The organism is Rhodococcus sp. ARP2 (genome assembly GCF_001029585.1).
Lineage (GTDB): Bacteria > Actinomycetota > Actinomycetes > Mycobacteriales > Mycobacteriaceae > Rhodococcus_F > Rhodococcus_F erythropolis.
The window spans coordinates 176,863-202,348 of sequence record NZ_LEKE01000086.1 but is presented as its reverse complement, the minus strand read 5'-3'; the positions used below and the strand labels follow the sequence as shown (position 1 = coordinate 202,348).

The following is a 25,486-nucleotide window of genomic DNA, read 5'->3' as shown; positions in this document are numbered from 1 at the left end:
TTCGGTGCGATTCGAACTAGCTGGTGGTGCGATGGAACCGACCGGGGCTTGCCTGATCCCGCGGCTTGACGATGATCTGATCGAGGTTCACATGTGACGGCCGCGACGCGACAAAACCGATGATCTCGGCGATGTCCTGCGCCACCAACGGTGTGATTCCCTCGTACACCTTGTCGGCCTTGTCCTGATCGCCCTCGAACCGGACGAGTGAGAACTCCGTCTCGACGGCTCCCGGCGCGATTTCGGTCAGTCGAACGGGCTTACCCAACAGTTCACCGCGCAATGTCCGATGAAGGACGGCTTGAGCGTGTTTGGCGGTGGTGTAGCCCGAGCCGTTGTCGTATGCCTCCAGCGCGGCCACCGAGGTGATGGTCACGACCAGACCGTCACCCGAATCGATCAGCTTGGGCAGCAGTGCCTTCGTCACACGCAACGTGCCCAGGACATTGGTCTCCCACATCCACCGCCAGTCGTCCAGATCGGCGTCCAGGACTGTTGCCAGACCCTTTGCACCACCCGCGTTGTTGACCAACACGTCGACACGGGGGACCACGGCCGCGAACGCGTCGACGGAATCCTCGTCGGTGACGTCGAGTTCGAGAGCGGTACCACCGATCTCCTCGGCGATCTTCTCGAGACGATCGACGCGGCGAGCACCGATCACGACGTGGAATCCCTGAGCTGCCAGGGTGCGGGCGGTGGCCTCACCGATTCCGGAGCTGGCTCCGGTGACTACGGCGATGCGGGCATCGGAAGAAATGGTCATGATGCAATCGTAGGGCTAGTCGGCGGCATACTCTGCCTCCCGTTCGATGGATTCGATGTGACGACGCGGTACCTTGACCGGGCCAGGGGTGTAGGTGACGGCGCGCAGCGCGCCGCTGTACCGGAATGGTCCGTGGCGTCGTCGTACTTCCCACGACACAGGTCCTCTGGCGTCGACCCCGACCGAGATGCCGGTCCACGGCGCCATCCCGACCAGTTGTACTTGCCCGAGCAGTTGGCCCGCGTGAATGCCGTCGACGCTGACGTGGAGATCCCAACGCAACCGCGGTAACACCGCCACGGACACGTCGATTCGCTTGGTGCCGACCGGCAATGGCCCCGCATCGACCACGGAGTATGAACCGAAGGCGTTGTATCCGAGATGCAGGTTGCCGTCCTCGACGTAGAGAAGATATCCACCTTGTGGATCCCCATGGGCGACAAGGACGCCGGCGTCGCCTTCGCGGTAACCGTCGAGTTCGATCGTGATGTCGAAGTCACGGAACCCGATCAGTTTGGATGAGCGGTAGCGCTCCAGCGGGGGCGTTCCCGCAAGTAGTCGCACCGGGCGTGAGAGTGCCTCTTCCTCCGGACGGCGAACCGCGCCGACGGTATTGCCCAGTAGAGGAAACACGGTGTTCGCCCACGCCGAGTGGTCCCAGGCCTCGGCGAGTTCGCGAACCTTGTCGGGAAACCGTGATGCGAGGTCGTCGAGCTCGGTCGGGTCGGCTCGGACGTCGAACAATTGCCAGTGCGGTTTGTCGATGTCAGCTGGAGCGAGCGCCAGCAGTTTCCATCCGTCCTTGTAGTAGCCGCGGATTCCGGTCACCTCGGTGTACTGCTCGGTGTGGGTACTCGGAGCGGTGGGTGAACGCAGAACCGGCGCGCTCGACGCGCCGTCGAACTCCTTGACCGGCAGCCCGTTTCGCACGGTGGGGGTTTCGATTCCGGCCAGTTCGAGAAGCGTCGGCGTCAGGTCGGTGACATACGCGAACTGGTCGCGGATCCCGTTGTCGCCCGCTTCGGGTTTCAATCCCGCGGGCCAGGACAGGAGGAAGGGAACACGGATCCCACCGGCAAAGGATTGCCCTTTGTAGAACCGGAAGGGGGTGTTGGACGTCTGCCCCCATCCACGTGGATAGTGCACGCCCAATTCAGGTCCGCCGATGAGGGATTCGTCGTGGGGGACATCGCCCACCCAGTCCGGATCCTGAATATGTGCGAACTGCGCGAAGTAGCTTCGAGTCCCGTCCGAACCGCCCTCGGCGGTGCCGCCGTTGTCCGAGGTGAAGACGATGATCGTGTTGTCGAGTTCGCCCAGTTCGTCCAGGGTGTCGACGATGCGTCCGACGCTCTGATCGATCGAGTCGACCATCGCCGCGTACACCTCCATGTAGCGGGCGAACCGAGACTGCACCTCCGGCGTGAGCGAATCCCATTCGGGCACGTCGAATCCGGGTTCGGAGTTACGCGGCGCCTGACGTGTCCCCTCCGGAAAGAGTCCTTGCAGTAGCTGAGAGGCGAACCGCGACTCGCGGATTCGATCCCAGCCCTCGTCGTAGCGACCGCGGTATTTCGCTTGATCGGCGGGCTTGGCCTGTAAGGGTCCGTGCATGGCGACGTGTGCGAAGTAGAGAAAGAACGGCTTGTCCTGATCGTGGGCGCGAAGGTCCTTGATGTACCCGACGGCCTTGTCGGTCAGATCGTCGGTGAGGTAGTAGCCCTCGGGATACTCGTCGACGTCGACCACAGAATTGTCGGAGATCAATTGATTGGGGTAATAGAAGGAATTGAGTCCTTCGAGTGAGCCGTAGTAGCGATCGAATCCACGCTGTGTCGGCCAGGAATCACGACTTCGTCCCGGGGCGAGGTTTGCGTCGCGCACGAGATGCCACTTGCCCACCGCATAGGTCGCATAGCCTGCGCCGCGGAGGATTTCGGGGAGTGTCTGGACGTCGTCGGCCAATTCCAGACGCAGTCCGGGGTAGCCCGGATCGGCGTTGGCGACAAAACCGTACCCGGCGCGGTGCGGATTCAGGCCGGTGAGAAGCGCGGCGCGCGACGGCGAGCAGAGGGGCGTCGTGTGATAGTTGGTCATTCGAATGCCCTGCGAGGCAAGGCGGTCGAGGGTGGGAGTCTCGATCTCGGAGCCGAACGGTCCGATGTCGCTGTATCCCATGTCGTCGATCAGAACCACGACGATGTTGGGTGATCCGAGAGGCGGGGTCGTGGCTGTGGGCCACGCCGGGGTCGAATCGGCTGCGGTGCGGCCGATTCGACCCTCGAAGCCTTCGTAACCGCGCGCGTGCGGCGGAAGGGCGGAATCTGCGTGAGTCATGAGTTGTTCGAGGCACCTTCTGCCGCAACTGCACCTTCGATAACCGAATACTCGGAAGCGTCGCCGGCGATACTGCGGCTTCGTTCCCCATGGATGTTGACCGGGATGTCGCCGGCCAGTGTGATGCGCTCCAGACGCCGGTACTGGTTGTCGTAGTCTGCGATCGCGTAATGCTGGGTGGCCCGGTTGTCCCAGATCGCGACGTCACCCGCTTCCCAGTTCCAGCGCGTCGTGTACTCGAGCTTGATGGCGTGATCCTGCAAGAGCTTGAACACACCGTTCGACTGTTCGGTGCTCAACCCGACGAAGTTCTTGACAAAATGTCCGAGGACGAGCGTGCGTTCTCCGGTTTCGGGGTGGACACGCACCACGGGGTGCTCCGTCTCGAAGTACGTTGACTGGAACTCCTCGCGATAGGCGGCCGTGCGATCTTCGGTGAGACGCTCGGCGCTGGTGGCCGCGTAATCGTAGACGTTCGTGTGGCGAGCCCAGAGGTTCTCCGCGAGCGCCTTGAGTGGATCCGGCAGTCCGTTGTACGCGGCTACCCCCGACGCCCACGTCGTCGAACCGCCGTATTCGGGCAGCTGCACCGCGCGCAGGATCGAAGCTTTGGGGATGCGATCGACGAAGGTGACGTCGGTGTGCCAACTGTTGGCCTTGCCCAGGTCCGAATCGATGGGCAGAACTTTTGCGCCGTGCGACTTCACCGTGGGGTGGGCAGTGGTCGGGGTGCCCAACAGCTGGGCGAACTCGTACTGCGAATCGTTGTCGAGGTGGTTCTGTCCGCGGAAGAAGATCACCTTGTGTTCGAGAATCGCCTGTCGGATGAGTGAGATCGTCGCCGGATCGAGGTGCTCGCCGAGAGTGATTCCGTCGATTCGGGCGCCGATATGCGCGCCGAGGGGGGTGACAGTGCCGCGAGCGGCGCCGGCAGCCGCCCCGTTCGTTGATGCCGCGTCCGTGAGGGTCGGCTTGGCGAAAGCTGTAGACATGGTGCACCTTTCGTGGGGAGTGCACCCACCCAAACACGCGAGAATCCGCCTCGACAGGGTTGTGGTCAGTGTGATCGTTACCGCACCTGATTTGTGAATCTCGGTGAAGCTGCTACTTTTGGAGCCATGTCGACCGACCAGCCTGCCGCTTTGCGGGTCACCTATGTGACCGCTGCGCTTGGTTCGCGTCTGCCCTTGGCGCGAGAGCTGTGTTGTCGCCGCCGTTCTTTCTGCAGCTAATTTCTGCGCCTTTCCTGTCTTTCTCTTCGCTTGACCAGCGCAAAAGCTGATTTCGCGGTCGACAGAGATATGCGCCTTCTCCTCCTTCTGCAAGGGACAGCCATGTCGACACCCACCATCTCCGCCATTCCGAACATCCGATCGCGAACCGCGCTCTCGGGAACGCGGACCCGTACCCAGATCGTCGTGCCCGAACTGCGCATTGCCGACGGACCGTCCGCGACGGTGTTGCGCATTGCTCGATCCCGCGGACCGCTCTCTCGCGATACCGCGGCGAAAGCGTCCGGACTGAGTATTGCCACCGTGAACCGGCAGGTCACGAGCCTGCTGGACCTCGGGATCCTGCGCGAACGCGCAGACTTGACGGCCTCCGGCGCCATCGGGCGTCCGCGGGTTCCGTTCGAGGTCAACCACGAGCCGTACTTGACCGTGGGCATTCATATCGGTGCCGTCGTCACCAGCATCATCGCCAGCGACATCCGCGGGAAGGTGCTCGGCGCCGTCGAGATTCCGACTCCCGCCACCAATTCTGCTGTCGCGCTTGCCACCATTGCGCGCTCGGCCAAATCGTTTGCCTCACGGTGGCACAAGCGTCGTCCCCTCGCCGTCGGCGTGGCCATCGGCGGTCGCGTCGATTCGGCGACCGGAGTAGTCGATCACCCGCGCCTGGGGTGGAAGGGCGCCAAAGTTGGATCCATCATCGGAGCCGGCTTGGATCTCCCCGTCTCAGTCGCAGCCCACGTCGAGGCGATGGCTGCGTCGGAACTACTGCTCAGCACCGACCGTGCCGAGGCTCCGACACCGGGCACTACCGGGCTGTACTTCTACGCCCGTGAAACTGCCGGTATCGCAATCACTTTCGAAGGTCGAGTACACACGCCGTCCAGCGGACCCGGTTCGATCGCGCACCTTCCGACGGGTTCGTCCGCACGGTGCACCTGCGGCGCCGTGGGTTGCCTTGAAGCAACGATCAGTGACCGCGCTGTAGTCGCGCAGGCTTTGTCTTCGGGCGCCGTGATCCAGGGCAGTGAGCGTGTCACGATCGCGGACGTCTACCGGGCTGCGTCGTCGGGTTCCATTCCGGCACACGAACTTCTGGTTGATCGAGCACGCGTCCTCGGCCGGACGGTGGCAATGCTGCGTGACCTGTTCAACCCGGATCGTGTGATTCTGGGTGGTCAGGCATTCACCGACTATCCCGCCGGAGTGCCCCATGTCGCCGAGGCTTTCTCGACGGCATCCTCGTTGGAGCGTAAGGACATTCGAATTACCGGTTTCGGTAATCGGGTCCAGGAATACGCTTCCACGGTCGTGTCACTGAGTTCACTGTTTGCTGATCCCGCTGCGGCCATGCGTCGCGCGTCGGCCGTCTGACTGCGAAGAGGGTAGTCAGAGTTCCGGTCGATCCAAGACTCGCAACCATGATCCGTCGGACTGGCGGCGCGCGACCTGCGTGCGCCCGCCGGTTCCGTCGGAAGGTTTGGTCGAGGTCATGGCGAGGTCGCCGCTGATCACCGTCGGTAGAGATTCCTCGACGGTGAAACTCGGTGCAGCTGCCAGCATCTGAGAGATCACCTCGCGGATGGCTTGGCGGCCCACGGTGAGGGATCCGGGCGGGAAGGCCATCACCGCACCCTCCTCGTAGAGTGCGGCGACGGCGTCTGCGTCACCAGCGTTGGCGAACTGCACAAAAAGCTTCGCGATGTCTACCGGGGTTCCGGCCTTCTGGACGTCATCTGTTGTTGTCATGCTTCCATCGTTCTACCGCACCGGCGATAAGTCCAAGATCTAGTTTGTCTCGCAGCTAGAATCAGTAGTTATGGAACTTCGGCAGCTCGAATACTTTGTCACGGTAGTGGAGGAAGCCAACTTCACCCGCGCCGCCGAGCGGCTTCACGTAGCCCAACCGGGTGTGAGTGCGCAGGTCAAACGGCTGGAACGTGAGTTGGGGCAGGAATTGCTCGATCGAAGTGGTCGAACCGTTTGTCTGACCGACGCCGGGCGAGCCGTCCTCCCGCACGCCTACGCTGCACTCGCTTCCGTTCAGAGCACCCGCGACGCTGTCGATGCCCTGAACGGACTGGTTCGGGGTTCCGTTTCGGTCGGGATGGTCACCGCCTGCGCTTCCGCCGACCTCACAGATCTGCTCAGTCGGTTGCACAACAAACACCCCGGACTGGACATTTCGCTGGCCGAGGACGATTCGCGCAGTTTGCTTGCCGGAGTGTTGGACGGAACCTTCGACATAGCCGTCATCGGGGTGGCGGGCAAGCTGCCGGAAGGGCTCGAATCGAGGGTGATCACCGACGAACGACTGGTGGCCGGAGTGGCGGCCGATCATCCGCTGGCCGAGGTGTCGTCTCTGCCGTTTGCCGAACTCGCGACGCAATCGGTCATCTGTCTGCCGGAGGGAACCGGCATCAGAACGTGTCTGGACTTCGCGTGCGCCGCAGCCGGCACCAAGCCGACGGTTGCGCTCGAGGCAAGCAACCTCGGCATCATCGTTTCATTGGCAGCGCAGGGGCTGGGAATGGCCGTGCTACCGGAGTCGACAGTGGGGGAGTTGCATCGGATCGATCTCGAACCGGAAGCACGATCTCGGCTGGAATTGGTCTGGCGTTCGTCGGGCGGCAAGAATCCGGCGGCCTCTGCTCTCATCGATCTTGCGAGAGCTGTTCCCGCCGAGTGAGTTCGGCCTGCGCCCGATCCAATCCGCCGTGCTCGAGAGCGGCCAACCGTGACCTGTCCTTCCAGACTATGGTGCCGCGCCGGCGGACGATGACCGACATGGTTCCACCGAGATGCTCGGGCGCTCCTGGCACGTTTCGACGCTCGGCAGGTATCGGAACAGGAAGAATATGTGCGTCGGCGATGGGCGCGGTCCCGTCGATGTCGACGCTCCACTTCCGGCTGTAGCCGCGAAGAGTCCAGCGATCGTCGGACACCGTCGTCTCCACCTGTGACGTCAGCGGATTACCCAGCCGCAATACCGTTCCGTCCGGTAGCGCGGCAACGACGGCGGTGACTTCGGTGCGCAGAGGTCCGGCGCTGACCTGGCCGCCGGCAAACGCCACGCAGGCTCGAGGATCGGTGAACCCCTGTGCCTGTCCCCACCACCAGGATTCCGGGAATCCTCCCTTTCCCCAGTTCTTCTCGCCGTACACCTGTGCCCCGGTGAGATCCCAGTTCTGCCCGTCGATGACGGCGCTTCCCTCGACCCGGCCGCCGAGCAGCCACGGATGCCAGTATTGATTGAGTGCGGGAACTGATTGGAAGTAGCTCGATCCCCCGAAGCGGCGATGCGGCCAGAATCGCTGATTGCTGATCCGTACGTCGAGATGGCTGTCGCCGAAATCGACCTGCAGTCGATCGGCATTGCCGCGGAAAGCGTTGTCGGCGTAGGCCCCCAGGATACGTGGATCGGCCGATCCGCTCGGATGTTCGGCGGTACGGAGGAATCCGCCTGGATGTGCCGCGAGACCGAGCGTCGACCAGTTGCCGCCGTCGGACTTGTTGATTCCGGCGAGCGCGATCACCACCCGTCCGCTGCCTGGCATCGTGAATCGCCAGAAGTAACCCTCCATCGCAACGTCATGGGAGGCAAGCAGATTGCCGTACGGCAGGGTGGCACCCGAGGCGCGGTACGCGGGACGCTTCACGGTCCCAATACTGCCTGTGATGCGGTGACCTGAGCGACGAGGCGGCCTTCGTCGTCGCGAATCTCGGTCACGACCGCGACGGTGCTGCGCCCCGCATGCAGTGGCCGGGCGGTTGCGGTGACCGTGCCCTTGCGCACCCCGCGAGTGAACACGGTCGACGAACTGGTGGTGGAAGTGCTTGCACCGGGCGGAAGATTGAGGAATGCACAGACGACGCCGACGCTGTCTGCCAGCGTCATCAAGGCGCCGCCGTGCATTCCGTTGCCGGCGGTGGTGCGGTGGCTGTCCCAATCCAGATGGCCGACAACCTGTTCGGGTGCCGCGCTGTCCAACTGAATTCCGGTGTGAACTGCAAAAGGCATGCTCGCGACAAGTTGTTCGAGGTCCATGCCTACCGATGGTAACGAGCCGCCGAAACCTCCGTCGGGACTTCGGTTTATCGAGGGCGGTGACTTCAGAGGGGAAGGGCGGTTTCGGACAGACCTTCCGGCGCGTTGCGGCGACGGAACCACTCGGTGCCGAATGCCGCGGCGAGCTGCTCCGTCGGCATTTCGAGAAACGGGCCGAAATCGCCGACCTGCGTCGCGTGTGCGTACATGGCCGCGCGCTTGGACGAGATCACCGAACTGACATCGACGGCGGTGGTGAGTTGGTCTGCCGGAAGCCCGAACGATTCGATGTCCGGCGGCTGCGCCTCTTCGGTCCACTCGGGGTTGGCCTGCATCAGCATCTTCATGTGATCGCGGTTGGTGGACGCCTCGTAGACGAACGGCGTGCCTGCGAGTTCTGCGGCCCGGACGCCGACATGGTGGACCTGGATGTGATCCGGGTGCCCGTATCCGCCGTTGGGGTCGTAGATGGTCAGGACATCGGCGTTCTCTTCACGAAGAACCTCGGCAAGACGCTCGGCGGCCTTCTCGACGTCGACGTTGCAGAACGCTTCCGGATTCTCGTTCTCGGGCGTACCCACCATCCCGGAATCCGGGTAATGCAGGGACACGACGCGATTGGCGCCCAACGCGTCGGTGGACGCCTCGAGTTCACGGCTGCGGCGCTGAGCCAACGTCTCGTATTCGTCCAACAGGCCGTCGGGGAATTCACCGAGAGCACCGTCGGTAGCGGTGACGACTACGACGCGGTGACCTGCGTCGGCGGCCATTCTCATCACGCCACCCGTAGTGAAAACTTCGTCATCGGGATGGGCGTGGAAACACACCAGGACACTCATTCGCGCAATCGTAAGGCAAGTTACCGACAGGTCAACCCGAGCGCACAGTGAAAACGATTTGTCGAGTCGGCCTCGGCTCTGTGAACCTTGTTCAGTGCACGAGAAGCTGACATGAGCGAATCCACCAACAATGGCCTGCTGAGCGCCTACCGCGAGATCTTTGCCGCCCCCGGATCGGTCGCCTTCTCAGCCGCCGGATTTGTCGCAAGGCTGCCGATCGCCATGATCGGCATCGGAATCGTGACGATGATCTCGCAACTTCGTGGTGACTACGCACTCGCCGGCGCGCTCGCCGCGGTTTTTGCGCTCTCGTCGGCGATCATCGCGCCCGCGGTCTCTCGTGCGGTCGACCGCTTCGGCCAGCGTGCGGTCCTGCCGATTGCCGCAGCCGTGAGCGTCACGGCGATCGGGGCGCTCTTGCTCGCAGTGCGGATGGAAGCTCCCGATTGGCTGCTTTTCGTTCTGGTCGTCCCCGGCGGCGCCACCCCGACGATCGGCGCGATGATCCGCGCCAGGTGGGTGGCGATCTATGTCGGAAAACCTCAGCTGCGCACCGCCTTTGCCTTCGAATCCGTGGTGGACGAACTCTGTTTCGTGGCGGGCCCCGTCATTTCGGTCGGCCTGAGTATCGGGCTCTTTCCCGAGGCCGGACCGCTGGCGGGACTGATTCTGCTGGTCACCGGAACCCTGCTGCTGGTCATACAGCGAGGAACCGAACCGAAGGTGCATCCGCGCCGACCCGGCCGCGGACGGTCGGTTCTCGGTAATCACGTGATGTGGATCGTCATCGTGATCATGGTGATGCTCGGAACGATCTTCGGCGTCATCGACGTCGGCGCCATCGCGTTCACCGAGGAACAGAATTCGCCGGGATCGGCGACGCTGGTCCTCGCGCTGTTCGCCGGCGGCTCGGGAATCGCGGGACTGATCTTCGGGTCGATGCACCCGGCGCGATCGCTGCGCGGTCAACTGATGATCGCGTCCTCCGCGGTCGCCGTTCTCAGCGTCCCACTACTCCTGGTCGGAAACGTGGCCGCACTCGCGGGTGCGTACGTGCTGGCAGGCGCGACCGTCGCACCGACGCTCATCATCGCGACAGCCCTGGTCGAACAGATCGTCCCCCCGGAAAAGCTCACGGAGGGAATGACCCTGACGGTCACCGGCCTCGGCGTCGGCGTGGCGCTCGGGTCTGCGCTGGCCGGGCAACTGATCGACCGCTACGGCGTCCCGTCGGCGTACATGCTCGCGGTCGGCGCTGCAGTCGCAGCCTCTATCGTGACGGCATGTCTATTCGTGAAGCCGTCAGCGTCGACGGCACGTCCATCGTCTATCGAGTAACCGGAAATTCGGCGGGGACCCCGCTGGTGCTGCTGCACGGCTGGGCTCAGTCGTCGCAGTGCTGGGGCGAGCAGGTCCTCGCGGACCTGGCTGCGGACTACCGCCTGATCGCTGTCGATCTGCGCGGCCACGGTTACTCCGATGCTCCCGAAACCGGATACGACGACTCCGCGAACTGGGCCGGCGACGTCGCGGCTGTTCTCGCGGCAGAAGGCGTCACCGAGAACGCGATACTGCTCGGCTGGTCGTACGGCGGTCTGGTGATCTGCGATTATCTGGCAGCGCACGGAACCGGTGCGGTGGCGGGTGCGGTTCTGGTCGGTGCGATCACCAGCATCGGCCGCGGTGAGAAGGGCGGCAAGGTCGGCTCGGCGATGCGTAGCGCGGTTCCCGGCGCGATGTCCGAAGATCCCCGCGAGGCGATCAGGGCACTCGGCGCTTTCGGCAACGCTCTCACCGGCCCACCCGAGGGCAAGGGTGCAGCGTCGCAGGCCTTGTTCGGGTACAGCCTCTCGACCCGTCCGCGGGTACGAGCAGCATTGTTCAACCGTGCTGTCGGTCACGACGACTTGCTTCGCAACCTGGATATCCCCGTTCTCGTTCTGCACGGAACCGAGGACTCCGTCGTCGACGTGAGTGCAGGTAAGCACGCCGAGGAACTGATTCCCAAGTCCCAGGCGTCGTACTGGGAAGGCTGCAATCACGGCCCGTTCGTGGAGGATCCGACACGATTCGTGTCCGAAGTGCGAACCTTCATCTCGAGCCTCGGTTAGAGTTCGCGCCCGGTGAGGGGGCAGTATGGAGTCGTGACGCCCATGCACATTTCGCGCCCTCGCCGGGTGGCCGTTCTCTCGGTCCACACCTCGCCATTGGCGCAACCCGGCACCGGTGACGCGGGTGGGATGAACGTCTACGTTCTGCAATCCGCGATTCAGCTCGCCAAACGTGGCGTCGAGGTGGAGATATTCACCCGCGCGACGTCCTCGGCCGACGCACCCGTGGTGGACGCCGCTCCCGGAGTGCGGGTTCGGAACATTGCTGCTGGTCCCTTCGAAGGGCTGGACAAGGCGGATCTGCCGACTCAACTGTGTGCCTTCGTCGCGGGCGTTCTACGGGAGGAAGCGCGACACGAGCCCGGGTACTACAGCCTGATCCACTCGCACTACTGGTTGTCCGGGCAGGTCGGCTGGCTGGCTCGCGACCGTTGGGGCGTTCCCCTCGTACACACTGCACACACCCTCGCGGCGGTGAAGAATCTTTCGCTTGCCGAGGGAGACACCCCGGAGCCGGCAGCACGTCAGATCGGTGAGCAGCAAGTAGTCGCCGAGTCCGATCGCCTGGTCGCCAACACCACCGACGAAGCCAAGGCGCTGCACGAGTTGTACGGCGCAGATCCCACGCGTATCGACGTCGTGGCTCCCGGCGCCGATCTCACCCGCTACCGACCGGGCGATCGCGATTCCGCCCGCGCGTCGTTGGGGTTGGACCCGGGCGAGATCGTCGTGACTTTCGTCGGCCGCATCCAACCGCTCAAAGCGCCGGACGTTCTGCTGCGTGCTGCCGCCGAAGTGATCAGCCGCAGGCCCGGGTTGCCGCTGCGCATCCTCGTCGTCGGTGGCCCGTCCGGAACTGGTCTCGCGCGGCCGGACGTGCTGATCGAACTTGCACGATCACTCGGCATCACCGCGCAGGTGACGTTCTTGCCACCGCAGGCACCGGAGCGTCTCGCCGATGTCTACCGTGCCTCGGATCTGGTTGCGGTGCCGAGCTATTCGGAGTCCTTCGGGTTGGTCGCCATCGAAGCTCAAGCCTGCGGAACTCCCGTGATTGCCGCCGACGTCGGCGGACTGGGAGTAGCCGTACGCAACGGGGAGACAGGCCTGCTGGTTCAAGGACACCGCACCGAAGACTGGGCCGGCGCCCTCGAATCTTTGGTGACAGCGCCGACGCGCTTGGCCGAACTCGCCGCGCAGGCACCGCGTCACGCCGAGAATTTCTCGTGGGAACACACCGCGGACGGTTTGCTCGAGAGCTATCGCAAAGCCGCAGTCAACTACAACAACGGAACCGGTCCAAGCGACTTCTCGCCCCGCCGTGCGCGGGGTCTGTGGCGTCTGCGCCGGACCGGGGGAGTGCGTACATGAGCAGCATTTCGGACACCATCGAGCAGGCTCTCACCGAGCGCGAACTCGAATTCACCAGAAAAGACGACGCGCATTTCATCGTCGAACTTCCCGGTGAACACAAACTCAAGACGTCGACTCTGCTCACCGTCGGCAATCACGGTGTGCGGGTCGAGGCCTTCGTGTGCCGCAAGGTGGACGAGAACTTCGAGGGCGTCTACAAGTTCCTGCTCAAGCGCAACCGCCGTCTGTACGGGGTGGCGTACACACTCGACAAGGTCGGGGACATCTACCTGGTCGGCAAGATCGCGGAGCATGCCGTGACCGGCGATGAACTCGACCGAGTGCTCGGTCAGGTTCTCGAAGCCGCCGACGGCGATTTCAACGTCATCCTCGAACTCGGCTTCTCCTCGTCCATCAAGCGTGAGTGGGCGTGGCGGGTGTCGCGAGGCGAGTCGCTGGCGAATCTCGAACCGTTCAAGCACCTCATCGAGGAGGAGCCCGCGCAGAGCTGATCGAGCGGGCTGAGACACATCGTGGATGTGTCACGTAAAGTGACCTTTACTTGTGACTGTCGTCACGGAATAATACTGTTCCCGTGAGTCACAGTAAGTTGGTCACACCACCCCGCCGCGCAACTTTTCGAGGAGCACAGTGAGCTTCAAGAGTCCGTTCCCCGACGTTGAAATCCCCAACCTCAGCGTCTACGACTTCCTGTTCGGAAATACCGACCCCGCAGACCTCGACAAGACGGCATTCGTCGAGGGCAGTTCGGGCGCAGTCACCACATACGCTTCGCTGATCGCACAGATCAACGGCGTTGCAGGCGCTCTCGCAGCGCGCGGACTCGCCGTCGGCGACGTGGTCGGGCTGCATTCGCCCAACGTCCCGGCCTTCGGTTCCGTCTTCCACGGCATCCTTCGTGCCGGTGGCGTCGCGACCACGATCAACGCGCTCTACACCGCCGAGGACATCGCCAAGCAGCTCACCGATTCCAAGGCCAAGTTCCTCTTCACCGTCTCGCCGCTCCTGCCGCAGGCAAAGGCAGCTGCTGACCTGGTCGGTATCCCGGCTGAGAACGTCTTCGTGCTCGACGGTGCCGAAGGCCATCTGTCGCTGCGAGATCTGCTCGGCGAGGGCGCAGCGGCGCCCGAGGTTTCCTTCGATCCGGCCACCCAGCTCGCGGTGCTGCCGTACTCGTCTGGCACCACCGGCCGACCCAAGGGGGTCATGCTCACCCATCGGAACCTCGTGGCCAACGTCTGCCAGATCATTCCGCGGATGGGCATCGAGACCGACGACAAGATTCTCGCGGTCCTGCCGTTCTTCCACATCTACGGCATGACTGTCCTGCTCAACGCTGCGCTCTACCGCCGCGCGAGCCTCATCACGATGCCGAAGTTCGATCTCGTCGAGTTCCTGCGGATCGTCGCCGAGCAGAAGTCGACGTACATCTTCGTCGCACCGCCCGTTGCCGTCGCGCTGGCAAAGCACCCGCTCGTCGATCAGTACGACCTCTCGAGCGTGCACACCATCTTCTCCGGTGCGGCCCCGCTCGACGCGGCGCTCGGCAAGGCCGTCGCCGACCGGTTGAACTGCCACGTCCGCCAGGGCTACGGCATGTCCGAGATGAGCCCGGTCTCGCACGCGATCCCCTTCGATCGTGACGACATCGCCCTCGACACGTGCGGTCCGACCATCGCCAACATGGAATGCAAGCTCGTCGACCCCGGAACGGGCGAAGAGGTCGCGTACCCGGCTCTCGGCTCGGACGGCGTCAGCGAGCCCGGCGAACTGTGGTGCAAGGGCCCGAACATCATGCTCGGCTACCTCGGCAACGACCAGGCCACCAAGGACACCCTCGACGACGACGGTTACCTGCACACCGGTGACATTGCGACCGTCGACGGCGACGGCGTCGTCAAGATCGTCGACCGCCTCAAGGAACTGATCAAGTACAAGGGCTACCAGGTTCCCCCGGCGGAACTCGAGGCTTTGCTGCTGACCCACCCGCAGATCGCCGACGCCGCCGTGATCGGCGTGCTCGACGCCGAGGGCGAAGAGGTCCCGAAGGCATTCGTCGTGCTCCAGGACGGCGCCGAGTTGACCGAAGCCGACGTGATCTCGTTCGTCGCCGAGCGAGTCTCGCCGCACAAGAAGGTTCGCCAGGTTTCGTTCATCAGTACCGTGCCGAAATCCGCGGCCGGAAAGATCCTCCGCAAGGATCTGCGAACTGCGGAAGTAGCCCCGAGCTGATTTCCGGACAGGGTTGATCAAGAAGGGTTCCGGTACTCGTGCCAGGATGAACGCCATGAGTATCGGAACCCTGGTCCTGCTCCGCCACGGCGAGAGCGAATGGAATGCACTCAATCTGTTCACCGGCTGGGTGGACGTACACCTGACAGACAAGGGCATGGCCGAGGGCAAGCGCGCCGGCGAACTGCTCGCCGAGCACAACCTGTTGCCCGACGTTCTCTACACGTCTCTGCTGCGCCGCGCGATCAGCACGGCCAACCTCGCACTCGACGCCGCCGATCGCCACTGGATCCCGGTAGTGCGCGACTGGCGTCTCAACGAGCGCCACTACGGCGCTCTGCAGGGCAAGAACAAGGCGCAGACCAAGGAAGAGTACGGAAACGAGCAGTTCATGCTCTGGCGTCGTAGCTACGACACCCCGCCGCCCGCCATCGAAGCCGGCAGCGAGTACAGCCAGGACACCGATCCTCGGTACGCGAACCTCGACGAGGTTCCCTTGACCGAGTGCCTGCTCGACGTCGTCAAGCGTCTGATCCCGTACTGGGAGGACACCATCTCCCAGGAGCTGCTCGCCGGCCGGAACGTGCTGGTCACTGCACACGGCAACTCGCTGCGTGCATTGGTCAAGCACCTCGACGGCATCTCGGACGAGGACATCGCGGGCCTGAACATCCCGACCGGAATCCCGCTGCGTTACGACCTCGACGAGAACCTGAAGCCGCTCAATCCCGGCGGCACCTACCTGGATCCGGAGGCCGCAGCTGCCGGCGCCGCCGCGGTGGCGAATCAGGGCGGAAAGTAGCAACCCGATGATGTGCGTCGAGGCCCCCCGAACAGTGTTTTCGGGGGGCCTCGGCCAACAACAGATGAACGACGAACCAACGCCGTCCACCTGGCGGATTACGCGGGCGGGAACGTCCGAACCCGCCGTAACCGACACTTCGCGCGAACGTACGATTGCGCCGTGAGTGTCGTGATTGCAGTGCTGCTGGTCGTGGTCGCCGGCTTGGTCGGCTACCTCGTCGGCGGGGTGCTGGTACCCAGGCTGTCGTCGCGCCAGAGTCAGCGCTCGGACGAACAGACCGGGCTCACGATGTCTCAGGTTCTCGACCTCATCGTGTTGGCTTCGGAAAGCGGTATCGCCGTCGTCGACGGTTTCCACGACGTCGTGCTCTTCAACCCTCGCGCCGAGGAACTCGGCCTCGTCAAGAATCGTCTGGTCGACGAGCGAGCCTGGCGTGCTGCTCAAGAAGTTCTACGGACGGGCCAAGCCGTCGAGGTCGATCTGACGGCGCAGACCGCTCAGCGCGGCCGCGACAAGATCGCGGTACGTGGCACGGCCCGGTTGCTCAGCAAGGACGATCGCAATTTCGTGGTCCTGTTCGCCGACGACGATTCCGAGCAGGTCCGCATGGAGGCGACGCGACGCGATTTCGTCGCGAACGTCAGCCACGAACTCAAGACGCCGGTCGGCGCGATGAGTTTGCTCGCGGAGGCATTGCTCGAATCTGCTGACGACCCGGAATCGGTGCGGCACTTCGGCGAACGGGTGCTGGGCGAGTCGATTCGTCTGGGCAAGATGGTCACCGAGTTGATCGCACTCTCGCGCCTCCAGGGCGCCGAGAAGCTGCCGGATCTCGACGTGGTCGACGTCGACACCGTGGTGTCCGAGGCACTGTCGAGGTCGAATCTGTCGGCCGAGGCCGCCGGGATCACCGTCACCACCGACCATCCGAGTGGGCTGGAAGTACTCGGGGATCAGACTCTCCTCGTCACAGCATTGTCCAACCTCATCGAGAATGCTATTGCATACTCGCCCAAGGGTTCTCCGGTGTCCGTCAGTCGGTCGGTACGCGGCGACAATGTCGCGATCGCAGTCACCGACCGAGGAGAAGGCATCGCGAAAGCGGACCAGGAGCGAGTGTTCGAGAGATTCTTCCGCGTGGACAAGGCGCGGTCACGGCAGACCGGCGGAACCGGTCTGGGGCTGGCGATCGTCAAACACGTCGCGGCCAATCACAACGGCTCCATCGAACTGTGGAGCAAACCGGGAACAGGGTCTACCTTCACGTTGCAGATACCGGCACACGTGGAGTCGGACGACGACATCGACTCTGACGACGCGGGAACCGCCGGTTCCACGCGGATCGGCAGACGAGAACAAGGCAGTAGAGAAAACGGCATGGAGGCCAAACGATGACGAGTGTGCTGATCGTGGAGGACGAGGAGTCCTTGGCGGACCCGCTGGCGTTCCTGCTCCGCAAGGAGGGCTTCGAGACCACCATCGTCAACGACGGACCGTCGGCGTTGGCGGAATTCGATCGCTCCGGAGCGGACATCGTCCTGCTCGACCTCATGCTGCCCGGCATGAGTGGCACCGACGTCTGCAAGGCGCTGCGATCGCGCTCCGGCGTTCCCGTCATCATGGTGACGGCGCGTGACAGTGAGATCGACAAGGTCGTAGGCCTGGAACTCGGCGCGGACGACTATGTGACCAAACCGTATTCGGCGCGCGAGCTGATTGCCCGCATCCGTGCGGTGCTGCGTCGCGGGGTGGAGAACGAGGCGGATCTCGCCTCCGACAATGGGGTGCTCGAGGCCGGACCGGTACGGATGGACGTCGAGCGTCACGTCGTGCAGGTCGCTGGAAACCCGGTGACATTGCCGCTCAAGGAGTTCGACCTCCTCGAGTACCTGCTCCGCAACTCCGGCCGGGTGCTGACCCGTGGACAGTTGATCGACCGCGTCTGGGGCGCCGACTACGTCGGTGACACCAAAACCCTTGACGTACACGTGAAGCGGTTGCGTTCGAAGATCGAATCGGATCCGGCCAAGCCCGAACACCTGGTCACGGTCCGAGGATTGGGCTACAAGCTCGAAGCGTGATCGAACCTCGTCGAGAAGAAATATCGAGACGAATGCCGAGAAGAATTCAGCCGCTCACACGATCGTGTGAGCGGCTGAATTCTTTTTGTCTACGTGGAGTCAGCCCTGAGCTTTGTTCTGAGCGATCGTGGTCGCCGGATGGACTGCTATGAGGCCGAGGCCGGCGCGACGCCTGCAGAGGCGAGCCAGCTCGTCGTACGCACGCTTTCCGAGAAGCTCTGTCAGTTCCGGCCCGTAGGACTGCCAGACCTGCCGCTCCCCGACATGAGCGTCGGGGGAGCCGGAGCAGTACCAGGCGAGGTCGTCGCCGCCCTCACCCCAGCCGCGGCGGTCGTACTCGGTGATCGTGGTCTTGAGGATCTGAACGCCGTCCGGCCGGTCGACCCAGTCCTGGGTGCGGCGGATGGGTAGCTGCCAGCACACGTCCGGCTTCACCTCGAGCGGCTCGATGCCCTTCTTGAGCGCCATGGAATGCAGTGCGCAGCCCTCGCCGCCGGCAAAACCCGGCCGGTTGAGGAAGATGCATGCACCTTTGTAGCGGCGGGTGCGCAGCGCGGGCTCGTCCTCGAGGTCGTCTTCTTCGACGTAGCCCTTCTTGCCGAGACCCTTTTCCATGAACTGCCAGTCTTCGGCTGTGAGCATTTTCACTGACGCATCGAGCTTGTCCTGATCCTCCTGATCGGAGAGGAAAGCGCCGTGCGAGCAGCAGCCGTCGTCCGGGCGGTCGCCGATGATGCCCTGACACGCCGGCGTGCCGAACACGCAGGTCCAATGCGAGAGCAACCACGTCATATCAGCGGAAATGAGGTGCTCGGAGTTGTCCGGATCGACAAATTCGACCCATTCGCGCGGGAAATCGAGATCGACCTCGGGGCTCGGAGTCATCTTGTGGGACCGGTCTGGGTTACCTGCTGTCACAAGGGCCGACGGTAGACCCAGTAACGTGGCGATGTGCGACTAGGGGTACTCGACGTCGGAAGCAATACCGTCCATCTATTGGTTGTGGACGCCCATCGGGGCGGCCACCCAACACCCATGAGCTCGACCAAGTCCACGTTGAGGCTGGCAGAAAACACTGACGACCGCGGCGATATCACCACGTCAGGGGCCGATCGGTTGGTGTCGACGGTCTCCGAATTCGCCGGTATCGCCAAGACGTCCGGGTGCGAGGAAATGATGGCTTTTGCCACTTCCGCCGTCCGTGACGCCAACAATTCCGAAGCTGTGCTCGCCCGCGTCCGCGCCGAGACCGGAGTCAATCTCGAGGTTCTCTCCGGGGTCGACGAAGCCCGCCTGACCTTTCTTGCCGTGCGCCGCTGGTACGGCTGGAGCGCCGGACGCATCCTGAACCTGGACATCGGCGGCGGCTCGCTCGAACTCACCGCAGGCGGTGACGAGGATCCGGACGTCGCCTTCTCACTGCAACTCGGTGCGGGACGGTTGACGCGCGACTGGCTACAGGCCGATCCGCCGGGCAAGCGCCGGGTCGCTGTATTGCGCGACTGGCTGGACGCGGAGTTGGTCGGACCAGCCAAGGAACTGCGCGCCGCCGGCGACTGGGACCGCACGGTCGGGACCTCGAAGACCTTCCGATCGTTGGCTCGGCTCACCGGCGCGGCCCCTTCTGCCGCAGGCCCCCGGGCAAAACGGACCCTGACTTCCAGCGGACTCAGGCAACTCATAGCCTTCATATCCAGGATGACGGCAGCGGACCGTGCAGAATTGGAAGGAGTGAGCTCGGATCGGTCACAGCAGATTGTGGCCGGCGCGCTCATCGCAGAGGCAACCATGCGGGCGCTCGGAGTGGACGAACTGGAAATTTGTCCCTGGGCACTGCGTGAGGGTCTGATTCTGCGAAAGCTCGACACAGAAATGGGCGGTGAATTGGTGGTGAGTGCTTGATGACCGAGGACAGTCAGCAGATTTCCGTAGCGGAACTGCTCAAGCGGAACGGTCAGAGCGTCGAATCCCGAGGTGGACGACGTCGGCGCGGCGTAGCCGGTGGCATCTCCGTCGCCGAACTGACGGGTGAGATCCCGATCGTTCGCCAGTCGGGATCGCGCGCGGCCGCCGAGCCAGAGTCGGACGAACCAGCAGCCCAGCCTGAAGCAGCTGCGCCAGAAAACGCTGCATCTTCTGCGCCGGCCGAGGCTGTCGCGGAAACCGCCAAGTCAGCCGAACCGGCACCGAAGGTTCCCGCCGACCGCACCGCCGCCTTCGCCGTCTCGTTCGACGACGACGATGACGATGACGAGCCGCAGGCACCCAAGGCCGAGTCGAAGCCGGTTGCCACACCGCCGGTCACCACTCCGAAGCCGACTTCCACGCCATCGCCGGGACAGACCTCGAAGTCCTCGCCCGGACAGTGGGTGAGCCGGACACCGCTCAACTCCTCGTCACCGACGCAGGTAACGCAGGAACCAGCACTGCTGTCAGGTCAGACCCTGGCGGGCGACCTGATGCGTCAGGAGCGCGCTGCAACGCAGTCGCCGTCGTTGCGTCCGCCGATCCTGCCGCCGCGTGTCCCCACTCCTGTCGTGAAGGCACCTGCACCGACCGCTCCTGCTCCGGCCGCGCCGGAAGAGAGCACCGAACTGATCGACAAGATCGCAGACGCGGATGCCGGCGAGGCCGAATCGACCGCCGTTGTCGATCTGGTCAAGGCGTCGGCAGTCGATGACAGTGCAAAAAAGTCCAGTGCCGCCGCGGAGTCCGATGTCGAAGCCGAACCGGTAGCGGAAGAGGCAGGCGAGCGTAACTCGATCCGTGAATGGGCAGTGCTTGCCGGTCAGGTGGTTGTTGCACTGATCGTCGGCGGCGCGATGTTCAAGGGCTTCGAGAAGCTGTGGGACATGCTGCCGTGGGTGGCGTTGGTGCTCGCGCTGATCGTGATCGTCGGCTTGGTGGCCGTCGTGCGGGTTCTGCGCAAGACGGACGACATCACGAGTTTCGTGATCGCGGTGGTCGTCGGCATGATCGTGACGCTCGGTCCACTGGCGTTCTTGTTGACCTCGGGTTGATCGGACGATGATCGGGGGATCGCAGCGCATGGTTCGTCGGCCGATCGCTGTCGGCTTGTCGACGGCTTCGGTATATCCGGAGAACACGGAAGCAGCATTTCGCTACGCCGCTGATCTCGGATACGACGGTGTCGAACTGATGGTGTGGGCCGAATCCGTGAGTCAGGACATCGGTGCTGTGGCTGCCCTCGTTCGCAAGTATGCGATTCCGGTGCAGGCCGTGCATGCGCCGTGTCTGCTGATTTCGCAGCGCGTGTGGGGTTCCGATCCGGTCGAGAAGCTCGAGCGTTCGGTACGCACTGCCGAAACCTTGGGAGCGTCGACGGTGGTCGTCCACCCGCCGTTCCGGTGGCAGCGCAAGTACGCCGAAGGCTTCGCGGAACAGGTTGTCGATCTCGAATCGAAGAGCAGCGTCGTGGTGGCGGTGGAGAACATGTTCCCCATGCGCGCCGACAGCTTCTTCGGTGGCAAGGACAAATCCGCGGAGCGGCTGCGTAAACGTGGTGGTCCGGGGGCAGCGTTGTCCGCGTTCAGTCCGTCGTACGACCCGACCGATTCCGATCACGCTCACTACACACTCGACCTGTCGCACACCGCGACGGCGGGCATGGATGCCTTGGAGTTGGCCTCCCGTATGGGCAAGGGGCTCGAGCACCTGCACCTGGCCGACGGTCGCGGGGCGTCGATGGACGAGCACCTGATTCCGGGGCATGGCTCACAGCCGTGCGCGGAGTTGTGTCAGCAATTGGCTGCGAGCGAATTCAGCGGCCAGGCTGTCATCGAGATCAACACGCAGAACGCGCGCACCCGGCGGGAGCGGTCGTCGATGCTGGCGCAGGCGCTCGCGTTTGCACGCGAGCACCTGGCACGCTCAGCGGTGGCCGGCAAGTAGCGCAGCTTCGAACTGCGCGCGTACCTTCTCGACGTGTGCGTCGAGGTCTTTGGTCTCCCAGCCTTCGGTCGAGATGGGATCGAGGACCGAAACGTAGACCGGGCCTGGATGGGCGACAAGCGAATTGCGCCACATCCGTTCACCCGCGTTGTGAATCACCACGGGCACGATCGGCACACCGGCTTGGATCGCCAAGTGGAATCCGCCCTTCTTGAAAGGGCCCAGGCGTGGCGTCGGAGAACGGGTGCCCTCCGGAGCTATGACTATCGAGACACCATTCTTCAGCTTGTCGACTGCCGGTTGTAGCGCAGCCTTCGCTTTTGTGGTGTCGGTGCGGTCGATGTAGGCGACGTCGAGCAGTGCACCGACGGGCATGAACCGCGGATCGCTTGCCGCTTCCTTCTTCGCGACGCCGGTCACGTCACGCTTGATCACGGTGCCCAGGACCAACATGTCCAGGGAACTCTGATGGTTGAACATGAACACCGCTGGGCGGTGGTCCCACACGTTGTGTTCGCCGTCGATCTCGACGTCGATGCCGAGCAGTGAGAGCGAGATGTCGGGGCCGTAGGTGCCGACCAGGTTCGCACCCAGTTGACGGTTGCCGGTGACGATGCCCGCCGACGCGCCGAGGGCGGCGGTGGCAGCAAGAGCGCCCATGGCGGTCGCCGTTCGGATCGTCGAGATCGGCGTTGCGCCTCGTTGCGGTTTACGCAGGCTGACCGAAGGCCAGTGATTGCGCAACGCGATCCTGGCCAGACCACGATCGGGATTCAACGCGACAGGTCGCCCGACGGCCTCGAGCATGAAGACGTCTTCGACACCGTTGGAGTACGCAAACGCGTTTCTCAAGTCGGCGCCCATCTTCTCGGCATAGCCCGCAAGGGCATTGGCCTTGGCCGGCCCCCACAGAGCGGGCGAGGACAGTTCGCCGGTGAGCATGCCGTCGACGACTTCGGGTTCGGTGCACAGCACGTCTTCGATGTCGAGATCTTCGGCGACGTACTTGGCCTGGAACGGAGTCGCCGACGTGGCCATCACGATCGTGTGGCCGGCTCGCCGGTGCGCCGCCAGTAGCCCACGGGCTTCCGGGTAGATCATCGCGGCGATCTCCTGCTTGAACAGCCGTCGGCCCCAGTCGTTGAGTTCCTCGACGGTACGGCCGCCCAGGGCGCGAACGCCGATGTCCATCAGCGCTCCGACATCAGCGCCACGGAACTGGGTGTCGATCGCGGCGCCGGTGGTGCGCAACAATTCGCCGACGCTGATATCCAAGCGCCGCAGGCGGTCTCGGTACACAACGCTGGCCGAGTACCCGCTGATCAACGTGCCGTCGAGGTCGAAGGCGGCGATCGTTCCGGGCCCGGGAGGCGCGGCTTCGATGGCGGAGTGCAGACGCTCGAGTCCGGTCACAGTCCTACTTCCTCGTTCTCGGCGGGCGCTCGGTTTGCTTCTGGAATGGTCACTACTGCTGCGGCGTCGGGCACGGGCATGGCCACCTGATCGAGCCGTGCGTGCGCGAGTGCTCGGATATGGCGCAGACGTTCGACCTGGACCTTGATCTCCGCGGCAAACGCCAGGCGCCTGGCCCGGACTCCGTCGTCGTCGACTTCGATCAAGTTACGGTTGCGCGCCAAATTCAGTGCAGTGGCGAACAACTCACCGGAGACCGATTCGTTGCTGGCGATCTGCTGCCGCAGGCGACGCTGATGTGCGACGTCGATGCAGTTGCTGATGAAGGACTTTTCGTCGAACGACGTCGAAATCGGCGCGAGCACAAGCTGATCGGCGACAACCTGGTACGCCTCGAGGAACGGTTGCAGCACTCGGTGCGCGAGGTACGGCCGCACCGTCTCGATCATGTGCTCGGTTCGATTGTCGGCGGCCATGACGGTTTCCCACTCGGGATCGATCAGGGTCAGCTCGGTTCGCATCTCCTGCTCGAACGTGTCCCGGTCGCTGAAGAAGAACTCGAACTTCATCAGGTCGCGGATGCGCTTGGCCTCGGCCCAACCGTCTCCGACGGGATCCTCGAACCGCTCTTCGACGGCTGCCTGGAGCACGAGTTCGGTGATGGCGCGCACGACGAGAAAGTGAATTGTGTTGTTGCGGTAGAAGGCAGCAACAAGATGCTGGTCCTTGCCGAGGTAGAAGACCTGCTCGCCGCCGCGATCGAAGCGCTCGAGCACACCGGAATCGACGTGTGTCTGCAACGCCTTCTCGATGACACGCGGATCGGACAGTTCGACGTCGCCGGCGATCGGAAGATTTCGCGCGGTGATGTATCCGAACAGCGGCGTGAGAATCGCGGTGAGTTCACGAACTGTCAACGCCCGGTCTTCGATTCCGAGGAACGCCAACATTGCCAGTGAAGACACGGTCACCGGTGTGACCTCGTTGATGCGGTGGCACACCTCGATGCCGGCCTTTTGAATGGCGAGGCGCTGATCGGTTTCCTGGCTGAGTGCGTCCGCGAGTGAGAGCGGCCGGCCGATGGTCACGTGCGCGACGCCGTTGCGTTTTCCCTGTGCGCGTACGTAACCCACCATCCAGCGCAGGCCTTCCGGTGTCTTCTCGGCGCCGAGTGCCTCGGCAGCCATTGCCCCGACCTCGTAGAGCTGGTCGTAGCTCAGCGCGACGGGGACGAGGTACACGTCGGATGCGCCGCTGACCTGAAAGGCCTTGGTCAGGTAGGTCAGGAGACCGAAGCGCGGTGGGCGTAGTTTCCCGGTACGCCCGCGTCCACCTTCGATGTACCACTCCAGATTGAAGCGTTTGGTGAGCAGGTAGCGCATGTACTCGTGCATCGACCACTTGTAGACCTCGTCGTTGCCGATGCTTCGACGAATGAAAACGGTGCCGCTGCGCTTGAGGATCGAGCCCATGGGCCAGAAGCTGATGTTGAGGCCGCCCATGACGTGATTGAGCGGCAAGCCGTTCGCGATCAACGCCGGACGCAGGACGAGGGGATCGAGGTACGAACGGTGACTCGGGAGGAAGACCAGTGAGTGTTCCTTGTTCAGCTCACGGAGTTCCTCGAAGCGGCTCGTGTCCACGTCCAGCTTGTAGGCGCGAGCGAAGTAGCGGCCCAGGCGATCCCACACCGCGATGGCTTGGCGACTCTGGGTGGCAACCATTTCTTCGAGAGCTTCACGGGCGCGGCGGTCGACTTCGGCGACGGCGATGTTCAACCGGTCGGCCAAAGCCATCACCTCGGTGGTGAACCGGCGGGTGTCGGTGATCTCGTCGACGACGAACCGCGACACCTTGTACTGGCCACCCAGAAGGCCCAATTCGGCGCGCTCGAGTGCGAGGGCGGCCTGCCGTCGGATGAACTCGGGTAGTGAACCGCCACCGCTCTTTTCGAGGCGACGCTCGAGATCGCTCAGTGGTGCTGGTTCACCTTCGATGACCTGGCACCGTGAGGGGTCGGTGCGCAGGGTTCTGCGTTGCGCACCGCGTCCGGGGTGGAGGGGATCGCGTGGTGCCAGCGCATCACGCAGTCGCACCGCGACATTGTGTTTGGTATGGGTGTCCGGAATCCACACCACGCGAAGCGGTGCGAGCATCGGGTCGTCGGTCCGTGCCGCCAGTTCTGCAAGGGTCTTGTCGGTGATGTTCACGGTGACCGGCCGAGTTTCGGATGAGGTTGCCTTGTCGGCAAGCCACTTTCGCAGCACGCCGGCTTCGGCCTCTGTCATGGTTTCGGTGAGGTACACGCGCGGGTTGGTCGTGTTCTCGCTCATGAC

General features: G+C 63.7%; 23 protein-coding genes. 13 read left to right on the top strand and 10 right to left on the bottom strand.

Translation table 11 applies throughout. From position 1 onward, the window contains the following. Positions 1–16 precede the first annotated feature (16 nt). From ABX74_RS23270 to ABX74_RS23260, 3 genes are read right to left on the bottom strand one after another with little or no spacing between them, the layout of a single operon-like run. A complete protein-coding gene (locus tag ABX74_RS23270; RefSeq protein WP_003942076.1) occupies positions 17–766 on the bottom strand; it encodes an SDR family NAD(P)-dependent oxidoreductase in 750 nt (249 codons plus the stop codon). 15 nt (positions 767–781) lie between these two features. Further along, positions 782–3,103 (bottom strand): arylsulfatase, encoded by a 2,322-nt coding sequence (locus ABX74_RS23265; RefSeq protein WP_047889772.1) that lies wholly within the window; start codon positions 3,101–3,103, stop codon positions 782–784. After that, a complete protein-coding gene (locus ABX74_RS23260) occupies positions 3,100–4,095 on the bottom strand; it encodes a TauD/TfdA dioxygenase family protein (protein ID WP_047889771.1) in 996 nt (331 codons plus the stop codon). The genes ABX74_RS23265 and ABX74_RS23260 overlap by 4 nt, the downstream gene beginning before the upstream one ends. 342 nt (positions 4,096–4,437) lie before the next feature. Here ABX74_RS23260 and ABX74_RS23255 point away from each other — a divergent pair, with 342 nt between their 5' ends. Further along, positions 4,438–5,709, top strand: a complete 1,272-nt coding sequence (locus ABX74_RS23255; protein ID WP_020906761.1) for an ROK family transcriptional regulator — start codon at positions 4,438–4,440, stop codon at positions 5,707–5,709. Between the two features lie 15 nt (positions 5,710–5,724). Here ABX74_RS23255 and ABX74_RS23250 read toward each other — a convergent pair whose 3' ends face one another. Then, positions 5,725–6,084: a YybH family protein gene (locus ABX74_RS23250; RefSeq protein WP_047889770.1), complete on the bottom strand. Its 360-nt coding sequence runs from the start codon at positions 6,082–6,084 to the stop codon at positions 5,725–5,727. A 70-nt stretch (positions 6,085–6,154) separates the two neighbouring features. Between ABX74_RS23250 and ABX74_RS23245 the strand changes: the two genes are divergently transcribed. Next, a complete protein-coding gene (locus ABX74_RS23245) occupies positions 6,155–7,024 on the top strand; it encodes a LysR family transcriptional regulator (protein ID WP_029254832.1) in 870 nt (289 codons plus the stop codon). Here ABX74_RS23245 and ABX74_RS23240 read toward each other — a convergent pair. The 3 genes from ABX74_RS23240 to ABX74_RS23230 form a co-directional block, all read right to left on the bottom strand. Next, positions 6,990–7,994, bottom strand: a complete 1,005-nt coding sequence (locus ABX74_RS23240) for a tocopherol cyclase family protein (protein WP_047889769.1) — start codon at positions 7,992–7,994, stop codon at positions 6,990–6,992. The two genes, ABX74_RS23245 and ABX74_RS23240, sit on opposite strands and share 35 nt — an antisense overlap. Beyond that, a complete protein-coding gene (locus tag ABX74_RS23235; RefSeq protein ID WP_047889768.1) occupies positions 7,991–8,383 on the bottom strand; it encodes a PaaI family thioesterase in 393 nt (130 codons plus the stop codon). The genes ABX74_RS23240 and ABX74_RS23235 overlap by 4 nt, the downstream gene beginning before the upstream one ends. 65 nt (positions 8,384–8,448) lie before the next feature. Next, positions 8,449–9,222: a PIG-L family deacetylase gene (locus ABX74_RS23230; protein WP_019744397.1), complete on the bottom strand. Its 774-nt coding sequence runs from the start codon at positions 9,220–9,222 to the stop codon at positions 8,449–8,451. Between the two features lie 111 nt (positions 9,223–9,333). On the opposite strand from ABX74_RS23230, the gene ABX74_RS23225 reads away from it, so the two are divergent. The 8 genes from ABX74_RS23225 to ABX74_RS23190 all read left to right on the top strand — a co-directional run bounded on the left by ABX74_RS23225 (position 9,334) and on the right by ABX74_RS23190 (position 17,825). Next, positions 9,334–10,560, top strand: coding sequence for an MFS transporter (locus ABX74_RS23225; RefSeq protein ID WP_047889814.1), 1,227 nt, complete (start codon positions 9,334–9,336; stop codon positions 10,558–10,560). Beyond that, a complete protein-coding gene (locus ABX74_RS23220) occupies positions 10,506–11,333 on the top strand; it encodes an alpha/beta fold hydrolase (RefSeq protein ID WP_020906763.1) in 828 nt (275 codons plus the stop codon). Before ABX74_RS23225 ends, ABX74_RS23220 begins: the two co-directional genes overlap by 55 nt. 42 nt (positions 11,334–11,375) lie before the next feature. Beyond that, positions 11,376–12,704 (top strand): D-inositol-3-phosphate glycosyltransferase, encoded by a 1,329-nt coding sequence (gene mshA, locus ABX74_RS23215; protein ID WP_019744394.1) that lies wholly within the window; start codon positions 11,376–11,378, stop codon positions 12,702–12,704. Continuing rightward, positions 12,701–13,198, top strand: coding sequence for a YbjN domain-containing protein (locus ABX74_RS23210; RefSeq protein ID WP_003941943.1), 498 nt, complete (start codon positions 12,701–12,703; stop codon positions 13,196–13,198). Before mshA ends, ABX74_RS23210 begins: the two co-directional genes overlap by 4 nt. Before the next feature lie 139 nt (positions 13,199–13,337). Beyond that, a complete protein-coding gene (locus tag ABX74_RS23205) occupies positions 13,338–14,939 on the top strand; it encodes an AMP-binding protein (protein ID WP_029254834.1) in 1,602 nt (533 codons plus the stop codon). A gap of 46 nt (positions 14,940–14,985) precedes the next feature. Continuing rightward, positions 14,986–15,741 (top strand): phosphoglyceromutase, encoded by a 756-nt coding sequence (locus ABX74_RS23200; RefSeq protein ID WP_003941992.1) that lies wholly within the window; start codon positions 14,986–14,988, stop codon positions 15,739–15,741. 162 nt (positions 15,742–15,903) lie between these two features. Then, the gene (locus tag ABX74_RS23195; protein WP_019744391.1) at positions 15,904–17,139 is read left to right on the top strand and encodes a sensor histidine kinase; all 1,236 of its coding nucleotides are present in this window, start codon (positions 15,904–15,906) and stop codon (positions 17,137–17,139) included. Next, positions 17,136–17,825, top strand: coding sequence for a response regulator transcription factor (locus tag ABX74_RS23190; RefSeq protein ID WP_003942020.1), 690 nt, complete (start codon positions 17,136–17,138; stop codon positions 17,823–17,825). Before ABX74_RS23195 ends, ABX74_RS23190 begins: the two co-directional genes overlap by 4 nt. Before the next feature lie 99 nt (positions 17,826–17,924). Here ABX74_RS23190 and ABX74_RS23185 read toward each other — a convergent pair whose 3' ends face one another. Continuing rightward, the gene (locus ABX74_RS23185; protein WP_003941928.1) at positions 17,925–18,710 is read right to left on the bottom strand and encodes a hypothetical protein; all 786 of its coding nucleotides are present in this window, start codon (positions 18,708–18,710) and stop codon (positions 17,925–17,927) included. 66 nt (positions 18,711–18,776) lie between these two features. Here ABX74_RS23185 and ABX74_RS23180 point away from each other — a divergent pair, with 66 nt between their 5' ends. Genes ABX74_RS23180 through ABX74_RS23170 form a run of 3 tightly spaced genes read left to right on the top strand, consistent with a single transcriptional unit; the run spans position 18,777 to position 21,737 of the window. Beyond that, on the top strand, positions 18,777–19,727 hold the full coding sequence (locus ABX74_RS23180) for a Ppx/GppA phosphatase family protein (protein WP_003941975.1): 951 nt from the start codon (positions 18,777–18,779) through the stop codon (positions 19,725–19,727). Continuing rightward, positions 19,727–20,845, top strand: coding sequence for a hypothetical protein (locus ABX74_RS23175; protein ID WP_047889767.1), 1,119 nt, complete (start codon positions 19,727–19,729; stop codon positions 20,843–20,845). The genes ABX74_RS23180 and ABX74_RS23175 overlap by 1 nt, the downstream gene beginning before the upstream one ends. Before the next feature lie 7 nt (positions 20,846–20,852). After that, on the top strand, positions 20,853–21,737 hold the full coding sequence (locus ABX74_RS23170) for a sugar phosphate isomerase/epimerase family protein (RefSeq protein WP_020968928.1): 885 nt from the start codon (positions 20,853–20,855) through the stop codon (positions 21,735–21,737). Here ABX74_RS23170 and ABX74_RS23165 read toward each other — a convergent pair. Together ABX74_RS23165 and ABX74_RS23160 are read right to left on the bottom strand one after the other, a co-directional pair. Beyond that, positions 21,717–23,150: an HAD-IB family hydrolase gene (locus ABX74_RS23165; RefSeq protein WP_047889766.1), complete on the bottom strand. Its 1,434-nt coding sequence runs from the start codon at positions 23,148–23,150 to the stop codon at positions 21,717–21,719. The genes ABX74_RS23170 and ABX74_RS23165 overlap by 21 nt on opposite strands. Continuing rightward, positions 23,147–25,483 carry a glycerol-3-phosphate 1-O-acyltransferase gene (locus tag ABX74_RS23160; RefSeq protein ID WP_047889765.1) on the bottom strand — a complete coding sequence of 779 codons (2,337 nt, stop codon included), beginning with the start codon at positions 25,481–25,483 and terminating at the stop codon, positions 23,147–23,149. Before ABX74_RS23160 ends, ABX74_RS23165 begins: the two co-directional genes overlap by 4 nt. Positions 25,484–25,486: the final 3 nt, after the last annotated feature.